This window comes from Methylobacterium sp. 174MFSha1.1, assembly GCF_900116815.1.
Taxonomy (GTDB): domain Bacteria; phylum Pseudomonadota; class Alphaproteobacteria; order Rhizobiales; family Beijerinckiaceae; genus Methylobacterium.
On sequence record NZ_FPCB01000022.1, the window covers coordinates 39,137 to 54,101 of the forward strand.

Sequence of the window (14,965 nt, forward strand, 5' to 3'; positions counted from 1 at the left end):
TCCGGGCGGGCCTGCCCACTTTGAGTTGGGCCCGGGAGACGGCGCCCGTCCCCTGCATCAGTGGGGACGGGCGTGTATGAGGGCCTGTCGAACAGGCGCGATGGCGAGCGGGCGGCCGGACCGGCCGCCGGCGCCGTCTTGCGCGAGCGTGGAGTGGGGGCGGTGGCGAAGATCCTTCTCGTCGAGGACCACGAGGAAATCTGGGATTTCCTCTCCCGGCGGCTCAAGCGGCGGGGCTACGAGGTGGTGCTCGCCCATGACGGCGAGGAGGGCGTGATGAAGGCCCGCACCAGCCGGCCCGACATCATCCTGCTCGACATGAACCTGCCGGTGCTCGACGGCTGGTCGGCGGCCCGTGCGCTGAAGTCCGACGCCGAGACCGCCCGGATCCCGATCATCGCGCTCACCGCCCACGCCATGTCGGGCGACCGCGAGAAGGTGATCCAGGCCGGCTGCGACGACTACCACCCGAAGCCCGTCGACTTCTCGAAGCTCCTGACCCAGATCGGCGCCGCCCTCGGCACGCCGTCCGCTCCCTGAAGGCCCGGCGCCGATCGGAAGACCGAACGTAGACCGGCGCCGCGGCGCCGGACGCCCTCGCGTCGACGCGAGGGCATGAAGGGTTAGAGAGGCCGATGATCGACGATCCCGTGACGGCGCGCCGCCTGCGCGACGCGATGCCGGTGTTCACGGCGCTGGCGACCTGCCTCCTGGTGCTGGCGATCGGCGCGATCCTGTCCCTCGGGCGCGACGTGCTGATGCCGATCACGCTCGCGGTGCTCCTCAGCTTCGTGCTGGCGCCGGCGGTGCGGGGCCTGCAGCGCCGGCGCCTGCCGCGCTCGCTCGCGGTGCTGGCCGTCGTGCTGGCGACCTTCGCGGGGATCGGGGGGCTCGGGCTCCTGATCGCCAACGAGGCGTCGCAACTCGCCTCCGACCTGCCGCGCTACACCGTGACGATGCGCGAGAAGATCGGCTCCTTACGCGCCCAGGCCGGCGGCGGCGCCACCCTGGAGCGGCTGTTCCAGGCGGTGCAGGACCTGAGCCAGGACCTGCAGCCGCCGGAGCCCGCGAAGCCCCGCGGTCCGGGCGACACCGAGAAGCCGATGCTGGTCGAGGTGCGCGAGCCGAAGGCCGGGCTGCTCTCGACCCTCGGCAGCGTGGTGGCGCCGGTGCTGCACCCGCTCGCCACGGTCGGGCTGATCCTGCTCTTCACCCTGTTCTTCCTCGCGCAGCGCGAGGACCTGCGCAACCGCGCCATTCGCCTGGCTGGCTCCGGCGACCTGCGCGCCACCACGGCGGCGATGGACGATGCGGTGGCGCGCCTCTCGCGCTTCTTCCTCGCCCAGGCCGGGCTCAACCTCGCCTTCGGGGTCGTGATCGCGATCGGCCTGTGGCTGATCGGCGTGCCGAGCCCGATCCTGTGGGGCGTGCTCGCGGCGATCCTGCGCTTCGTGCCCTATATCGGCGCGGTGATCGGCATGGCCTTCCCGCTGCTGCTGGCCGCGGCGGTCGATCCGGGCTGGTCGATGCTGATCGCCACGGTGGTGCTGTTCGCGGTCGTCGAGCCGATCGCCGGCCACGTGATCGAGCCCCTGCTCTACGGCCACTCGACCGGCCTGTCGCCGGTGGCGGTGATCCTGGCCGCGACGCTCTGGACCTTTCTGTGGGGGCCGGTCGGACTGGTCCTCGCAACCCCGATCACCGTCTGCCTCGTCGTGCTCGGCCGCCACGTCGAGCGCTTGGCCTTCCTCGACGTGATGCTGGGCGACCGGCCGGCCCTGGCCCCCTCCGAGATCTTCTACCAGCGCATGCTGGCGGGCGACCCCCTCGAGGCGATCGACAAGGCGCGCCAGGTGCTGAAGGAGCGGGCGCTCGCCACCTACTACGACGAGATCGCCCTCGGCGGCCTCCGGCTCGCCCAGAACGACCGGGCGAGCGGGGCGCTCGCCGCCGACCGCCAGCAGGCGGTGGGCCAGGCGATCGAGACCGTGGTGACGACGCTCGGCACTCTGCCGGTGCGCAAAGGTGCCTCGGCGGTGCGCAGCGCCGAGACCGAGGCGGCGGTGGCGGCGCTCGGGCCGGACCGGGCCTCGACCGCCATCGTGCGCCGCCCGGAGGATCTGGCCCCGGCTTGGCGCGGCCCCGCCCCGGTGCTGGTGGTGGCGGCCCGCGGGCCGTTCGACGCCGCCGCCGCCGGGATGCTGGCCCAGGTGCTCGGGCATCACGGCCTCAACGCCCGCACCACCAGCCAGGACGCCCTGAACAAGGGCGAGCGGCCGGACACCGCGGGCGTCGCCCTGGTCTGCCTGTCCTACATCGAGCCGATCAGCACCTCGCATATCCGCCTCGCCGCCCGCCTCGCCCGGCGGGCGATCCCCGGCGTGCGGGTGATGGTGGCGATCTGGCGCGAGCGCGACACGGGCGGCCGCGACCGCCTGCGCCGGGCGACCTCCGCCGACATCCTGGTCACCACGATCAGCGACGCCCTCGACGCCGCCCTGGCGCTCTCCGGCGCCGGCGAGGCCCGCGAGACGCGGCGCGAGGCGGCGTGAGAGGAAGGGGGACTTCGCCGTAACATCCGGCCCGGTCGGCGGGGTCCGCGGGGCCTCGTCTCCGATCGCGACCCCCGGCGGGAAGCATAGTTATGAATTTTCCGCCCTTGTAAGGGCATAGTCCGGCCGCCTTATGCCGTCGCGACGGTGTTGCAGCGGGGGTGACAAGTGCATCCGCGACCGGGACGTGGCAAAATCCTGTCACGGCGATCGTTTGCCGGATCGGGACCGCCACTCGCCTGCCGGTGGCCGCCGCGACGGCGATTGCAACCTTGCATGTCCTGGCTTATCCAAGTCCCGAAGCGACGCCCGGTCGCGGTTGCGCTGGTGGCTTCGACCGTTGTGCAGGGACGCCGGGTGTAGGATCCCCTAAGTCCAGTCGGGATCTCGAGCGGACGGGATTCGGTCAGCGGGCCACCGGAGCGACGATGAGTGTGAAGCGAACGCCGATCGAACTCGGGGCCCGGCCGACCGTGGCGGACGTGCCCACCGACGTCTCGGACCACCACAGCGACATCTTCTTCGCCGCCGTCGAGATGACGCGGATGCCGATGATCGTGACCGATCCGCGCCAGCCGGACAACCCGATCATCTTCGCCAACCAGGCCTTCCGGGCGATGACCGGCTACGCGCCCGAGGAGCTGGTCGGCCGCAACTGCCGCTTCCTGCAAGGTCCCGAGACCGACCGCGAGACGGTGTCGGAGGTCCGCCGCGCCATCGCCGAGCGGAAGGAGATCGCCACCGAGATCCTGAACTACCGCAAGAACGGCTCGACCTTCTGGAACGCGCTGTTCATCTCGCCGGTCTACGATCCGTCGGGCGAGCTGGTGTATTTCTTCGGCTCGCAGCTCGACGTGTCGCGCCGGCGCGACGCCGAGGAGGCCCTGCGCCAGGCCCAGAAGATGGAGGCGCTGGGCCAGCTCACCGGCGGCATCGCGCACGATTTCAACAACCTGCTCCAGGTGGTGGTCGGCTACGTCGACATCCTGCAATCGGGCCTCGAAGACCCGGCGGCGGATCCGCGCCGGATGACCCGGGCGGTCGACAACATCCGCAGCGCCGCCGAGCGCGCCACCACCCTGACCCAGCAGCTGCTCGCCTTCGCCCGCAAGCAGCGCCTCGACGGGCGGGCGGTGAACCTCAACAACCTCGTCGAGGGCATGCGCGACCTCGCCGGCCGCACCCTCGGCGACGGCATCGCCATCGAGGCGGAGCTGCCCGAGGGCCTGTGGAACGCCCGCCTCGACCCGACCCAGACCGAGGTGGCGCTGCTCAACATCCTGATCAACGCCCGCGACGCGATGCCGGACGGCGGGACGGTGACGCTCCGGACCGAGAACCACGTCTTCTCGGCCGAGGATCTGCCCTCCGGCCTGGCCCAGCCCGGGCGCTACGTCTCGGTCGCGGTGACGGATACCGGCAACGGCATGCCGCCGGAGATCCTGGCGCGGGTGATGGAGCCGTTCTTCACCACCAAGGAGGAGGGGCGCGGCACGGGCCTCGGCCTCGCCATGGTCTACGGCTTCGCCAAGCAGTCGGGCGGCACCGTCGTCATGGAGTCGCGCTCCGGCCACGGCACCACCGTGCGGCTCTACTTCCCGATGAGCGACAGCGAGGAGCGCCCGGCCCCGGGCCCCGGCCAGCGCGCCGACCAGCGCTCCGGCACCGAGACGATCCTGGTCGTCGACGACCGCCGCGACGTCGCCGAGCTCGCCCGGGCGATCCTGCGCGATTTCGGCTACACCACGCTGCTCGCCACCGACGGCCGCCAGGCCCTCGAACTGCTCGACGGCGGCGACAAGGTCGACCTCCTGTTCTCCGACCTGATCATGCCCGGCGGCATGAACGGCGTGATGCTCGCCCGCGAGGCCCGCCGCCGCCAGCCCCGCCTCAAGGTGCTGCTCACCACCGGCTACGCCGAGGCCTCGCTGGAGCGGACCGATGCCGGCGGCAGCGAGTTCGAGATCATCAACAAGCCCTATCGCCGGATGGAGCTGGCGCGGCGGGTGCGGGCGGTGCTGGATGGGCCGACGGGGGTGACGTGAGCGGCGGCCGCACGCCGCCTGGACGGGGGAGGAGCCGATGCCGAATCGCCCGACGCGCCGCGTGATGCTCGGCACCCTTGCCGTCGGCCTCCTGGCGCCCCGGCCGGCGCGGGCGACCTGCCTCCTGACTCCACAGGCGGTGGAGGGGCCGTTCTACCTCGATCCCCGCCTGCTGCGCTCGGACATCCGCGAGGACCGGGCCGGCACGCCGCTCCGGGTGAGCCTGCAGGTCGTGACGTTGCGCGACTGCGTCGCCCTGCCGGCGGCCCGGGTCGATCTCTGGCACGCCGACGCGCAGGGGCAGTATTCGGGCACCCGCGACCAGGGCGCGTCGACCCTCGGCCGAACGTTCCTGCGCGGCACGCAGGTCGCCGACGAGGCCGGCCGCGTGGGCTTCCGGACGATCTATCCCGGCTGGTATCTGGGCCGCACGCCCCACCTCCACGTGAAGGTGATCCTCGGCGGCCGGACGGCGCTCACGGGCCAGATCTACTTCCCGGACGCGGTGAGCGAGGCGGTGTACGGGGCGCCCGCCTATGCGGGCCGCTCCCGGCGCGGCCGGATCGGCAATGCCCGCGACATCCTCCTGCGCCAGGACGACCCCGAGGGCCGCGGCATCGCGGAGCTCCGTCCGGAGGGCGCGGGCTACGAGGCGGCGCTGACGCTGGTGGTGAGGGGAACGTGACGGGTTCCCCGCGGCCGTCGGCGCCGCGGGGAACGATGCGTGAAGGGCGGCCGGCAGGCTCCGGCCGCCGCTCGGCGACTTACGCCTTCATCGCGGTCTTCAGGTTCTCGTCGACCTTGTCGAGGAAGCCGATGGTCGAGAGCCACTTCTGGTCCGGGCCGACGAGCAGCGCCAGGTCCTTGGTCATGAAGCCGGCCTCGACGGTGTCGACGCAGACCTTCTCCAGGGTCTCGGCGAACTTGGCGAGATCGGCGTTGGAATCGAGCTTGGCGCGGTGCGACAGGCCGCGGGTCCAGGCGAAGATCGACGCGATCGAGTTGGTCGAGGTCTCCTTGCCCTTCTGGTGCTCGCGGTAGTGGCGGGTCACCGTGCCGTGGGCGGCCTCGGCCTCGACGGTCTGGCCGTCGGGGGTGAGCAGCACCGAGGTCATCAGGCCGAGCGAGCCGAAGCCCTGCGCCACGGTGTCCGACTGCACGTCGCCGTCGTAGTTCTTGCACGCCCAGACGTAGCCGCCGGACCACTTCAGGGCCGAGGCGACCATGTCGTCGATCAGGCGGTGCTCGTAGGTGATGCCGGCCGACTGGAACCGCGACTTGAACTCGGCCTCGTACACCTCCTCGAAGATGTCCTTGAACCGGCCGTCATAGGCCTTGAGGATGGTGTTCTTGGTCGAGAGGTAGACCGGGAACTTGCGGGCGAGGCCATAGTTCATCGAGGCGCGGGCGAAGTCGCGGATCGAGTCGTCGAGGTTGTACATCGACAGGGCGACGCCGGCGCCCGGGAACTTGAACACCTCGCGCTCGATGACGGTGCCGTCGTCGCCCTCGAACTTCACGGTCATGCGGCCCTTGCCCGGCACCTTGAAGTCGGTGGCGCGGTACTGGTCGCCGTAGGCGTGGCGGCCGACGACGATCGGCTGGGTCCAGCCCGGCACCAGGCGCGGCACGTTCTTGCAGATGATCGGCTCGCGGAAGATCACGCCGCCGAGGATGTTGCGGATCGTGCCGTTCGGCGACTTCCACATCTCCTTGAGGTTGAACTCCTTCACCCGGGCCTCGTCCGGGGTGATGGTGGCGCACTTGACGCCGACGCCGTGCTTCTTGATCGCCTCGGCGGCCTCGATCGTCACCTTGTCGTTGGTGGCGTCGCGGTGCTCGACCCCGAGGTCGTAGTATTCGAGCGGAACGTCGAGGTAGGGGTGGATCAGCTTGTCCTTGATGGACTGCCAGATGATCCGGGTCATCTCGTCGCCGTCGAGCTCGACGACGGGGTTCGCCACCTTGATCTTCGCCATGTCTGATCCAGCCTTCCGTGATCCGGGGGCCGCCCACAAGCCCGCGTTGGCTAAGCGGCCGGCCGTGGCGCGGTCATAGCGCGCTGCACAAACAGGGGGAAGCGCCGGGACGGAATGGTTTTTCCGAAGAGTCGCGAAAAAAGCCCCGGCGCGGGGGCACCGGGGCTGCAAGGAGGTCCGTGGTATGAACGCCGATCGGGGCCGGCGGGTTCCCGAAGCCGCGCGAGGCCTCTTCGCGATCCGGGCGCGAGGCCCTATGTGCCGGCGATCCGTTCCGCTCGACGCCGCCCCATGACCGATCCTTCGCCGAACCGCCCCTGCATCATCCTGGTCGAGCCCCAGCTCGCCGAGAATATCGGCATGACCGCCCGCGCGATGGGGAATTTCGGGCTCGACGCGTTGAGGATCGTCAACCCGAAGGGCGGCTGGCCGATGAAGGGCGTGCGCGAGACCGCCTCGAGCGCCACCCACATCCTCGACGGCGCGCAGATCTTCCCGACCGTCGCCGAGGCCTTGGGGGACCTCCAGTACGTCCTCGCCACCACGGCACGGGAGCGCGGGCAGATGAAGCGGGTCTTCGGGCCCGACGAGGGGATGGCGGAGGCGGCGGGCCGACTCGCCGCGGGCGAGAAGGTCGGCATCCTGTTCGGGCGCGAGCGGGTCGGGCTGTCGAACGACGAGGTGTCGCTGGCCGATGCCATCGTCACGTTCCCGGTCGATCCGGAGCATTCCTCGCTCAACCTCGCCCAGAGCGTGCTCCTCGTCGCCTACGAGTGGCGCCGGGCGGCGGGCCAGGCGGTGCTGCCCTTCACAGGCGGGATGCACTCGGGGCCGGCGCCGCGGGAGGCGGTGATCGCGCTGTTCGAGAGCCTGGAGGCCGAGCTCGACGCCGCCGGCTACTACCCGCCGGCGAAGCGCGACGGGATGATCCGCAACATGCGCGACATGTTCCACCGCATGGCGATGACCGAGCAGGACGTGCGCAGCTTCCGGGGGGCGCTGCGGGCGCTGGCGCGGCGCCCCCCGGAGGAGTGACGCCTACAGCTTCACCACCAGTTTCCCGAAATTGCGGCCCTTGAGCAGGCCGATGAACGCCTCCGGCGCGCTCTCCAGCCCCTCGACGACGTCCTCGCGGTAGCGCACCTTACCCTCGCGCAGCCACTGGCCGACATCGGAGAGGAAGTCCTGCTCCTGGTCGGCGAAGTCCCAGACGATGAAGCCGCGGAAGGTCAGGCGCTTGCTGAGCACCGCGCGCATCAAAGCCGGCACCCGGTCGGGCCCGGGGGGTAGCTCGGTCATGTTGTAGTTGGCGACGAGGCCGCAGACCGGGATGCGGGCGAAGTCGTTCAAGAGCGGCAGCACCGCGTCGAACACCGCGCCGCCGACATTCTCGAAATAGACGTCGATGCCGTCCGGGCAGGCCGCCGCCAGCGCGGCGGGGAGGTCGGCGGAGCGGTGGTCGACCGCCGCGTCGAAGCCCAGCTCCTCCGTGAGGTGGCGGCACTTGTCGGGCCCGCCGGCGATGCCGACCGTCCGGGCGCCCTTGAGCTTGGCGATCTGGCCGACCAGCGAGCCGACCGGGCCGGTGGCGGCGGCCACCACCACGGTCTCGCCGGCTTTGGGCGCCCCGATGGTGAGGAGGCCCGTATAGGCGGTCATGCCCGGCATGCCGAGCACCCCGAGCGCCGTGGTGACGGGGGCGGCAGCCGGATCGAGCTTGCGCAGGCCCTGGCCGTTCGACACCGAAAAATCCTGCCAGCCGCCATAGGCCAGGACCGTGTCGCCGACGGCAAAATCCGGGTTGTGCGAGGCCGCCACCTCCGCGACCGTGGCGCCGACCATCACCTCGTTGATCTCGACCGGCTTGGCGTAGGACTTCGCCGCGCTCATCCGGCCGCGCATGTAGGGGTCGAGGGAGAGGTAGCGGTTGCGCAGCAGCACCTCGCCCTCCTTCGCCACCGGCACCGTCCCGCGCTCGACGCGGAAATGAGCGGGCGTCGGCTCGCCGTGGGGCCGGGACGCCAGGACGATGCGGCGGTTCACGTCGGACATGCGGGACCTCCTTGAGGGCTTTGCTCGCGGGCTTTCACAGGGGGATGGCCCCCGACCGCACTCGCTCGCGCTCGATCTGTCGCACTTGGGACGCGAGCCCCCGCGCGTCAACGCCGCGCTGGCCGGAGTTTGTCAGAGCCTTACCTGCGAGGGATGCGCCGGCCGGTCCGGCGCCACCGCGAAACGATTCGCGCGAAAGGGTTCGGCATGCCTGCGTCGTCGCTCCTCGCCTCGCTTCTCGCAAGCACCCTCCTGCTGGGGGCGGTCCTGCCCGCGGCCGCCGCCGGCTTCGACCTCGACCGCTACCGCTGGAAGTCCCGGGTCCTGGTGATCGCCGCCGCCGCCGACGATCCCCGGGCCGGCGCGCAGGGGCGCATCGCCGAGGCGGCCGGCGCCGGGATGCGCGAGCGCGACCTCGTGGTGGTGCGGGCGATCGGGGAGGGGAGGGAGGCCGCTGCCCTGCGCCGCCGCCTCGGCCTGCCGGCGACGGGATTCCGGGCGGTGCTGGTCGGCAAGGATGGCGGGGCGAAGCTCGTCGCGGAGGAGCCGATCCCGGCCGAGCGCCTGTTCTCCACCATCGACGCCATGCCGATGCGGCGGGACGAGGCGGCGGGGCGCCGCGACTGAGCCGAGATCGAGCCAGGGCCACTGCCCACGAAAAAGGGCCGCCCTCGCGCGGGCGGCCCCTTCCTGTCTGTGCGATCCCGCTCAGTAGCAGCGGGTCACGAGCACGCGGCGATAGCCGTAGGGCGTCCAGCGCACCCGGGGCACCTCGTAGCAGCCGCCGCCATAGCCGTAATCGTAGCCGCCGCCGTAATAGCCGACCGGGGCGTAGCCGCCATAGCCGTAGCCGCCGTAATACGGGTAGGCCGTGGCCGCCGCGAGGCCGAGACCGAGGCCGAGCCCCAGGCCCGCCGCGCCGTAGCCGAAGCCGCCATAGCCGCGGCGGTAGCCGTAGCCCCCGCGCCAGCCGCTGAAGCCGACGCCGCGATAGCCGCCGAACCCGCCGCGATAGCCGCCGAAGCCGACCCCGCGGTAGCCGCCGAAGCCACCGCGGAACCCGCCGCCGCCGAAGCCGCCGCGGAACCCACCACCGCCGAAGCCGCCGCCGTGGAATCCGCCACCATGGAATCCGCCGCCGCCGAAGCCGCGCGCCTCCGCGGTGGCCGGTACGACCAGCAGCGCGCCCGCGAGCGCCGCCGACGCCGCCAACATGCCCTTCATGATCCGATCTCCCTCGAGAGAGTGTCCGACCCCCAGGCTCTCAAAACTCGCAAGCTCGACGTTCGGTTCGTGCTGCAAAACGTCACGATCGCTCTATACCGGTAGCACGAAAACCGGATGCGCGGACGGAGTGCGGAGACGATGATGGCGGCAAGGGCGGGACGGATCGGGGTGTGGCTGCTCGGAGCGGGCCTGTGCTGGCTCGCCGCCGGCCCTGCCCCTGCGGCGCCCGCCGCCTCCCCTTCGGTCGCCTCCGCCCCGGCGCCCGCCGCCGCCCCTGCCTCCTGCCGCCCGCAGACCCACGAGGGCCAGGCCTACGCCGTCTGCACCGTCGACCTGCGCCGCGCCCGGGTGAAGCTCTTCTGGCGCGGGCCCGACGGCCTGCCCTACGGCTCGCTGTCGCGGCTCGCCGGCCAGCAGGGCACCAACCTCGCCTTCGCGATGAATGCCGGCATGTACGATACCGGACTCGCCCCCGTCGGCCTCTACGTCGAGGACGGGCGCGAACTGAAGGCCGCCAACACCGCCAACGGCCCGGGCAATTTCCACCTCAAGCCGAACGGCGTGTTCTACGTCGCCGGCGACCGGGCCGGCGTCCTGGAGACGGGGCGCTACCTCAAGGTGCATCCCCGGGCCGAGTTCGCGACCCAGTCCGGCCCGATGCTGGTGATCAACAACCGCATCCACCCGAAGATCTCCGAGGACGGCCCCTCGCAAAAAATCCGCAACGGGGTCGGCGTGCGGCCGGACGGGCATACGGCCGTGTTCGCGATCTCGGAGGCGCCGGTGAGCTTCGGGGCCTTCGCGCGGCTGTTTCGCGATGCGCTCGGCTGCCCCAACGCGCTCTTCCTCGACGGCAGCGTGTCGAGCCTCTACGCCCCCTCGCTCGGCCGCCAGGACCTGAGCCGGCCGCTCGGGCCGCTCGTCGGCGCCGTGACCAAGTGAGGCGGACCCGGTGAGGTGAGGCGGACCAAGTGAGGCGGGGGATGGGACGGCGGTTCCGTTGATCCCGAAAATGCTCTACGGGGGACCACGATGAACCGCACCGCGCTCTATGCCGGCTCCTTCGATCCGGTGACCAACGGCCATCTCGACGTGGTGCGCCAGGCCTGCCGCCTGGTCGGCCGCCTCGTCGTGGCGATCGGCGTGCATCCGGGCAAGACCCCGCTGTTCTCCGCCGAGGAGCGGGCGGAGCTGATCCGGGCCACCTGCGGGCCGCTCGCCGCCGAGACCGGGACGGCGCTCGAGGTGGTCACCTTCGCCGACCTCGCGGTGGCGGCGGCGCGCCGGCACGGGGCCAGCCTGTTCATCCGCGGTTTGCGCGACGGCACCGATCTCGACTACGAGATGCAGCTCGCCGGCATGAACGGCGCCATGGCGCCGGAGGTGCAGACCGTGTTCCTGCCGGCCTCGACCGGCGTGCGGCCGATCACCGCCACCCTGGTCCGCCAGATCGCCGCCATGGGCGGAGACGTGCGGCCCTTCGTGCCCGCGGCGGTGGCCGACCGCCTCAGCGCCCGCTTCGCCCCGTCCGCCTGACGCGGGCGTCCTCACCCTTTCAGGAGACATCCCGATGATCCGCTGGCTCGCAGCCCTGGTGCTGTCCGTCGCCGCCTTCAGCGCCGCCGCCCCGGCGAGCGCCGCACCCGACCAGAACACCGTCTACCTCGACACCAAGGACGGCCGCGTCACCATCCAGCTGCGGCCCGACCTCGCGCCCAAGCACGTCCAGCAGATCAAGACGCTGACGAAGCGCGGCTTCTACAACGGCATCGTCTTCCACCGCGTCATCGACGGCTTCATGGCCCAGACCGGCGATCCCACCGGCACCGGCATGGGCAAGTCCGACCTGCCGAACATCCCGGCGGAGTTCTCCAAGGCACCGTTCAAGCGCGGCACCGTCGGCATGGCCCGCTCGCAGGACCCGAACTCGGCCAATTCCCAGTTCTTCATCTGCTTCGGCGACGCCTCGTTCCTCAACAACCAGTACACGGTGGTGGGCGAGGTGACCTCGGGCATGGACGTGGTCGACAAGATCAAGAAGGGCTCCTCGGCCCAGAACGGCACCGTGCAGGGCCCGGACAAGATCGTCCGGATGAGCCTGGCGCAGGACGGCCAGTAAGGTCTTGCGCGGCGGGTCGATCCGCGTCGGCCTCGCGCTGGCCCTCTCGGCCGCGCCCGCCGCCGCGCAGTTCGACGTCTATGACAACCCCTCGGTGCTCTCGCTGCCGACGACCCTGCGGGCGACCGTGCGGGTCCCGATGATGGCGAAGCCCGAGGGGCCCGCCGACACCCTGGTGGCGCTCTATCCGCAACTCGCCGCCTGCTGGCGCCCGCCGGCCGACCTCGGAGCCGCCGCGATCACCGCGCGTTTCGCCCTGCGGCGGGACGGGAGCCTCCAGGGCATTCCGCGGATCACCTTCGCCCGCGTGCGCCCCGAGCGCCGCGAGGCTCTCGCCGCCGAGACCCTCTCGTCGCTGGCCCGCTGCACCCCGGCGCGGCTGACGGCGGGGCTCGGCGGCGCCGTCGCGGGGCGTCCCATCGCCCTGCGTTTCGTCTACCCTGGTCCGAATCAAGGAGACCGACCATGACCGACAGCAACCGACTCGTGATGGAGACCAGCAAGGGCCGCGTGGTCATCGAACTGCGCCCCGACCTCGCCCCCAACCACGTCGAGCGGATCAAGACCCTCTCGCAGCAGGGCTTCTACGACGGCGTGCCGTTCCACCGCGTGATCGACGGCTTCATGGCCCAGACCGGCGACCCGACCGGCACCGGCACCGGCGGCTCCGAGCTGCCGGACCTGAAGGCCGAGTTCAACGCCGAGCCGCACGTGCGCGGCACCTGCTCGATGGCCCGCACCAACTTCCCGCACTCGGCCAACTCGCAGTTCTTCATCTGCTTCGGCGACGCCAAGTTCCTCGACAAGCAGTATACGGTGTGGGGCAAGGTGGTCGAGGGCATGGAAGTCATCGACCAGATCAAGCGCGGCGAGCCCGTGCGCGATCCCGACACCATCACGTCGATGCGCGTCGAGGCGTAAGCAGAAGGCTTCGGCGGGCCCTCGGGCTGCCGAGCCAAGCGCGCGGACCCTCCCCCCTCTGCGGGGGAGGGTGGTCCCTGCGTCAGCAGGGGCCGGGAGAGGGGCGGCGCGACGCCGATCCAGGGGGCGCCCTTCAGAACGGCTCCGCTACATCTGGGAGCGTGGTTCCCCTCTCCCGCCCCACTCCGTGGGGCACCCTCCCCCGCAGAGGGGGGAGGGCATGATCCGAGCCTTAATGAATGGGCGAATGCCCCTCGCCCGCCACCAGCCTTTCCGCCGCGAAAAAATCCTCCGGCGTGTTGAGGTTCAGGAACGGATCCACCGGCTCCGCCTCCCAGGCGGCTTCCGCCGCGTTGTGCCGGGCGATCCACATGCCGACCCGCCGCAGTCCCCGCTCCACCAGGGCAGCCCGCAGGTCGTGGCGCAAGCCCACCGCCCACACCCCGTTGACGAAATGCAGCTGCCCGCCCGAGGCCGCCACCGCCATCTCGACGCCGTCGCGGGCGCGTGCCGCGTGCAGGCGTTCGACGAAATCATGCGGCAGGAACGGCGTGTCGCCGGCGACGCTCGCGACGTAAGCGACATCCGGATGGTGCGCGGCGCAGAAATCGAGGGCGGCGAGCACGCCGGCCAGCGGCCCCGGCGCGTCGGGGAGCGAATCCGGCACCACGAAACCCGTGAAGGCGCGGAACCGGCCCGGGTCGCCGTTGGCGTTGAGGATCAGGCCGGCGGAGCATTGCGGCGCCAAGCGCGTGGCTACCCGCTCGAGCAGGGTCCGGTCGCCGAGCCGCAGCAGCGGCTTGTCGCCGCCGCCCATCCGGCGGGAGAGCCCGCCGGCGAGGATCACCCCGAGGGTCGGGGGCACCTCCATCCGGTCGCGGCTCACTCGATCACGATCCGGGGCGCCGGGCGCGGGCCGGCGCCGCCGCTGATGTTGGCCCAGAGCCCGGCGGCGATCGCCCGGTAGGCGGCAGCCTGCGGCCCGTCGGGATCGACCGCCACCACGGGACGGCCGGAATCGGAGGACTCGCGGATCGTCATGTTGAGCGGCACCTCGCCGAGGAACGGCACGCCGAGCGTCTCGGCCTCCTGGCGGGCGCCGCCATGGCCGAAGATGTGCGAGGTGCCGCCGCAATGCGGGCAGACGAAGGTCGCCATGTTCTCGACCACGCCGAGGATCGGCACCTCGACCCGGCGGAACATCGTCACGGCGCGCCGCGCATCGATCAGCGCGAGGTCCTGCGGCGTCGAGACGATCACCGCGCCGGCGAGCGGCGTTCCTTGCGCCAGCGTCAGCTGCGCGTCGCCGGTGCCGGGGGGCATGTCGACGACCAGCACGTCGAGCTCGCCCCAGGCGACCTCGCGCAGGAGCTGGGTCAGGGCCGATTGCACCATCGGTCCGCGCCAGATCATCGCCGTGTCGGCGGAGATCAGGAAGCCGATCGACATCACCGCGAGGCCGTAGCCGTTCAGCGGCACGATGCGCTGCCCCTGCGGCGTGTTGATCGTCTCCGGCTTGCGGTCGAGGCCGAAGAGCTTCGGCACCGAGGGGCCGTAGATGTCGGCGTCTAGCAGGCCGACCTTGAGCCCCTGCGCCCGGAGCGCCAGGGCGAGGTTGCAGGCGGTGGTCGACTTGCCGACGCCGCCCTTGCCCGAGGCCACCGCCACGATGTGGCGCACCCCCGGCAGGGCCGGGCCGGGACGGGGACCGCCCTGGGCGCCGGCCCCGGGGCCCGCGGGACGCGGCGCGGGGCCCGCGCCAGGTCCGGCACCCGGGCCGCGCTCGCCGGTGAGGCTCGCCAGTGCCGCCTTGACGCCGGGCACCTTCAGCACCGCGATCTCGGCCGCCTGCCGCACCGCCTCGAAGGCCTTGGCCTCCGGCGGCGCGATGCCGATCGAGAACACCACCCGGCCGGAGGGATCGATGACGATCTCGGACAGGCGGCCGGAGGCCGGCAGTGTCGTGCCCGCCGCATCGACCGTCACGCCCGCGAGCGCCTTCAGCACGTCGTCCCGGGTGATCGCCACGTCGCCTCGCTCCTGTCCGCCACTCGTTCGCTTCCGGTCATG

The 14,965-nt window shown here is 71.7% G+C and carries 16 protein-coding genes; 11 read left to right on the forward strand and 5 right to left on the reverse strand.

The features are described 5' to 3' along the window. Nucleotides 1-162: 162 nt before the first annotated feature. From BM430_RS19700 to BM430_RS19715, 4 genes are all read left to right on the forward strand, one after another. Entirely contained in the window at nucleotides 163-540 is a 378-nt protein-coding gene (locus tag BM430_RS19700; protein WP_093569042.1) for a response regulator, read from the forward strand. 95 nt (nucleotides 541-635) lie between these two features. Then, complete coding sequence (locus BM430_RS19705) at nucleotides 636-2,552, forward strand: AI-2E family transporter (protein ID WP_093568955.1); 1,917 nt, start codon at nucleotides 636-638, stop codon at nucleotides 2,550-2,552. Nucleotides 2,553-2,980: 428 nt separating this feature from the next. Then, nucleotides 2,981-4,597, forward strand: a complete 1,617-nt coding sequence (locus BM430_RS19710) for a hybrid sensor histidine kinase/response regulator (RefSeq protein ID WP_093568956.1) — start codon at nucleotides 2,981-2,983, stop codon at nucleotides 4,595-4,597. A 37-nt stretch (nucleotides 4,598-4,634) separates the two neighbouring features. Further along, complete coding sequence (locus BM430_RS19715) at nucleotides 4,635-5,282, forward strand: intradiol ring-cleavage dioxygenase (RefSeq protein WP_093568957.1); 648 nt, start codon at nucleotides 4,635-4,637, stop codon at nucleotides 5,280-5,282. 79 nt (nucleotides 5,283-5,361) lie between these two features. Here the strand turns inward: BM430_RS19715 and BM430_RS19720 are convergent, their stop codons facing one another. Continuing rightward, complete coding sequence (locus BM430_RS19720; RefSeq protein WP_093568958.1) at nucleotides 5,362-6,576, reverse strand: NADP-dependent isocitrate dehydrogenase; 1,215 nt, start codon at nucleotides 6,574-6,576, stop codon at nucleotides 5,362-5,364. A gap of 291 nt (nucleotides 6,577-6,867) precedes the next feature. On the opposite strand from BM430_RS19720, the gene BM430_RS19725 reads away from it, so the two are divergent. Beyond that, nucleotides 6,868-7,611, forward strand: coding sequence for an RNA methyltransferase (locus BM430_RS19725; protein ID WP_093568959.1), 744 nt, complete (start codon nucleotides 6,868-6,870; stop codon nucleotides 7,609-7,611). Nucleotides 7,612-7,614: 3 nt separating this feature from the next. Here the strand turns inward: BM430_RS19725 and BM430_RS19730 are convergent, their stop codons facing one another. Continuing rightward, nucleotides 7,615-8,628, reverse strand: coding sequence for an NADP-dependent oxidoreductase (locus BM430_RS19730; RefSeq protein ID WP_093568960.1), 1,014 nt, complete (start codon nucleotides 8,626-8,628; stop codon nucleotides 7,615-7,617). A 207-nt stretch (nucleotides 8,629-8,835) separates the two neighbouring features. Here BM430_RS19730 and BM430_RS19735 point away from each other — a divergent pair, with 207 nt between their 5' ends. Continuing rightward, the gene (locus BM430_RS19735) at nucleotides 8,836-9,255 is read left to right on the forward strand and encodes a DUF4174 domain-containing protein (protein ID WP_093568961.1); all 420 of its coding nucleotides are present in this window, start codon (nucleotides 8,836-8,838) and stop codon (nucleotides 9,253-9,255) included. An 81-nt stretch (nucleotides 9,256-9,336) separates the two neighbouring features. Here BM430_RS19735 and BM430_RS19740 read toward each other — a convergent pair whose 3' ends face one another. Beyond that, nucleotides 9,337-9,852 (reverse strand): hypothetical protein, encoded by a 516-nt coding sequence (locus tag BM430_RS19740; protein WP_093568962.1) that lies wholly within the window; start codon nucleotides 9,850-9,852, stop codon nucleotides 9,337-9,339. A gap of 117 nt (nucleotides 9,853-9,969) precedes the next feature. Between BM430_RS19740 and BM430_RS19745 the strand changes: the two genes are divergently transcribed. The 5 genes from BM430_RS19745 to BM430_RS19765 all read left to right on the forward strand — a co-directional run bounded on the left by BM430_RS19745 (nucleotide 9,970) and on the right by BM430_RS19765 (nucleotide 12,895). After that, nucleotides 9,970-10,797 carry a phosphodiester glycosidase family protein gene (locus tag BM430_RS19745; RefSeq protein WP_244539563.1) on the forward strand — a complete coding sequence of 276 codons (828 nt, stop codon included), beginning with the start codon at nucleotides 9,970-9,972 and terminating at the stop codon, nucleotides 10,795-10,797. A 90-nt stretch (nucleotides 10,798-10,887) separates the two neighbouring features. Further along, nucleotides 10,888-11,391, forward strand: a complete 504-nt coding sequence (gene coaD, locus BM430_RS19750) for a pantetheine-phosphate adenylyltransferase (RefSeq protein WP_093568963.1) — start codon at nucleotides 10,888-10,890, stop codon at nucleotides 11,389-11,391. A gap of 34 nt (nucleotides 11,392-11,425) precedes the next feature. Further along, nucleotides 11,426-11,974 (forward strand): peptidylprolyl isomerase, encoded by a 549-nt coding sequence (locus tag BM430_RS19755; protein WP_093568964.1) that lies wholly within the window; start codon nucleotides 11,426-11,428, stop codon nucleotides 11,972-11,974. Nucleotides 11,975-11,978: 4 nt separating this feature from the next. Further along, on the forward strand, nucleotides 11,979-12,443 hold the full coding sequence (locus BM430_RS19760; protein ID WP_093568965.1) for a hypothetical protein: 465 nt from the start codon (nucleotides 11,979-11,981) through the stop codon (nucleotides 12,441-12,443). Then, on the forward strand, nucleotides 12,440-12,895 hold the full coding sequence (locus BM430_RS19765) for a peptidylprolyl isomerase (protein ID WP_093568966.1): 456 nt from the start codon (nucleotides 12,440-12,442) through the stop codon (nucleotides 12,893-12,895). The genes BM430_RS19760 and BM430_RS19765 overlap by 4 nt, the downstream gene beginning before the upstream one ends. A 232-nt stretch (nucleotides 12,896-13,127) precedes the next feature. On the opposite strand, the gene mobA is transcribed toward BM430_RS19765, so the two are convergent. Both mobA and BM430_RS19775 read right to left on the reverse strand, forming a co-directional pair. Continuing rightward, on the reverse strand, nucleotides 13,128-13,766 hold the full coding sequence (gene mobA, locus BM430_RS19770; RefSeq protein WP_093569044.1) for a molybdenum cofactor guanylyltransferase MobA: 639 nt from the start codon (nucleotides 13,764-13,766) through the stop codon (nucleotides 13,128-13,130). An 11-nt stretch (nucleotides 13,767-13,777) separates the two neighbouring features. Further along, complete coding sequence (locus BM430_RS19775; protein WP_093568967.1) at nucleotides 13,778-14,923, reverse strand: Mrp/NBP35 family ATP-binding protein; 1,146 nt, start codon at nucleotides 14,921-14,923, stop codon at nucleotides 13,778-13,780. Between the last annotated feature and the right edge of the window lie 42 nt (nucleotides 14,924-14,965).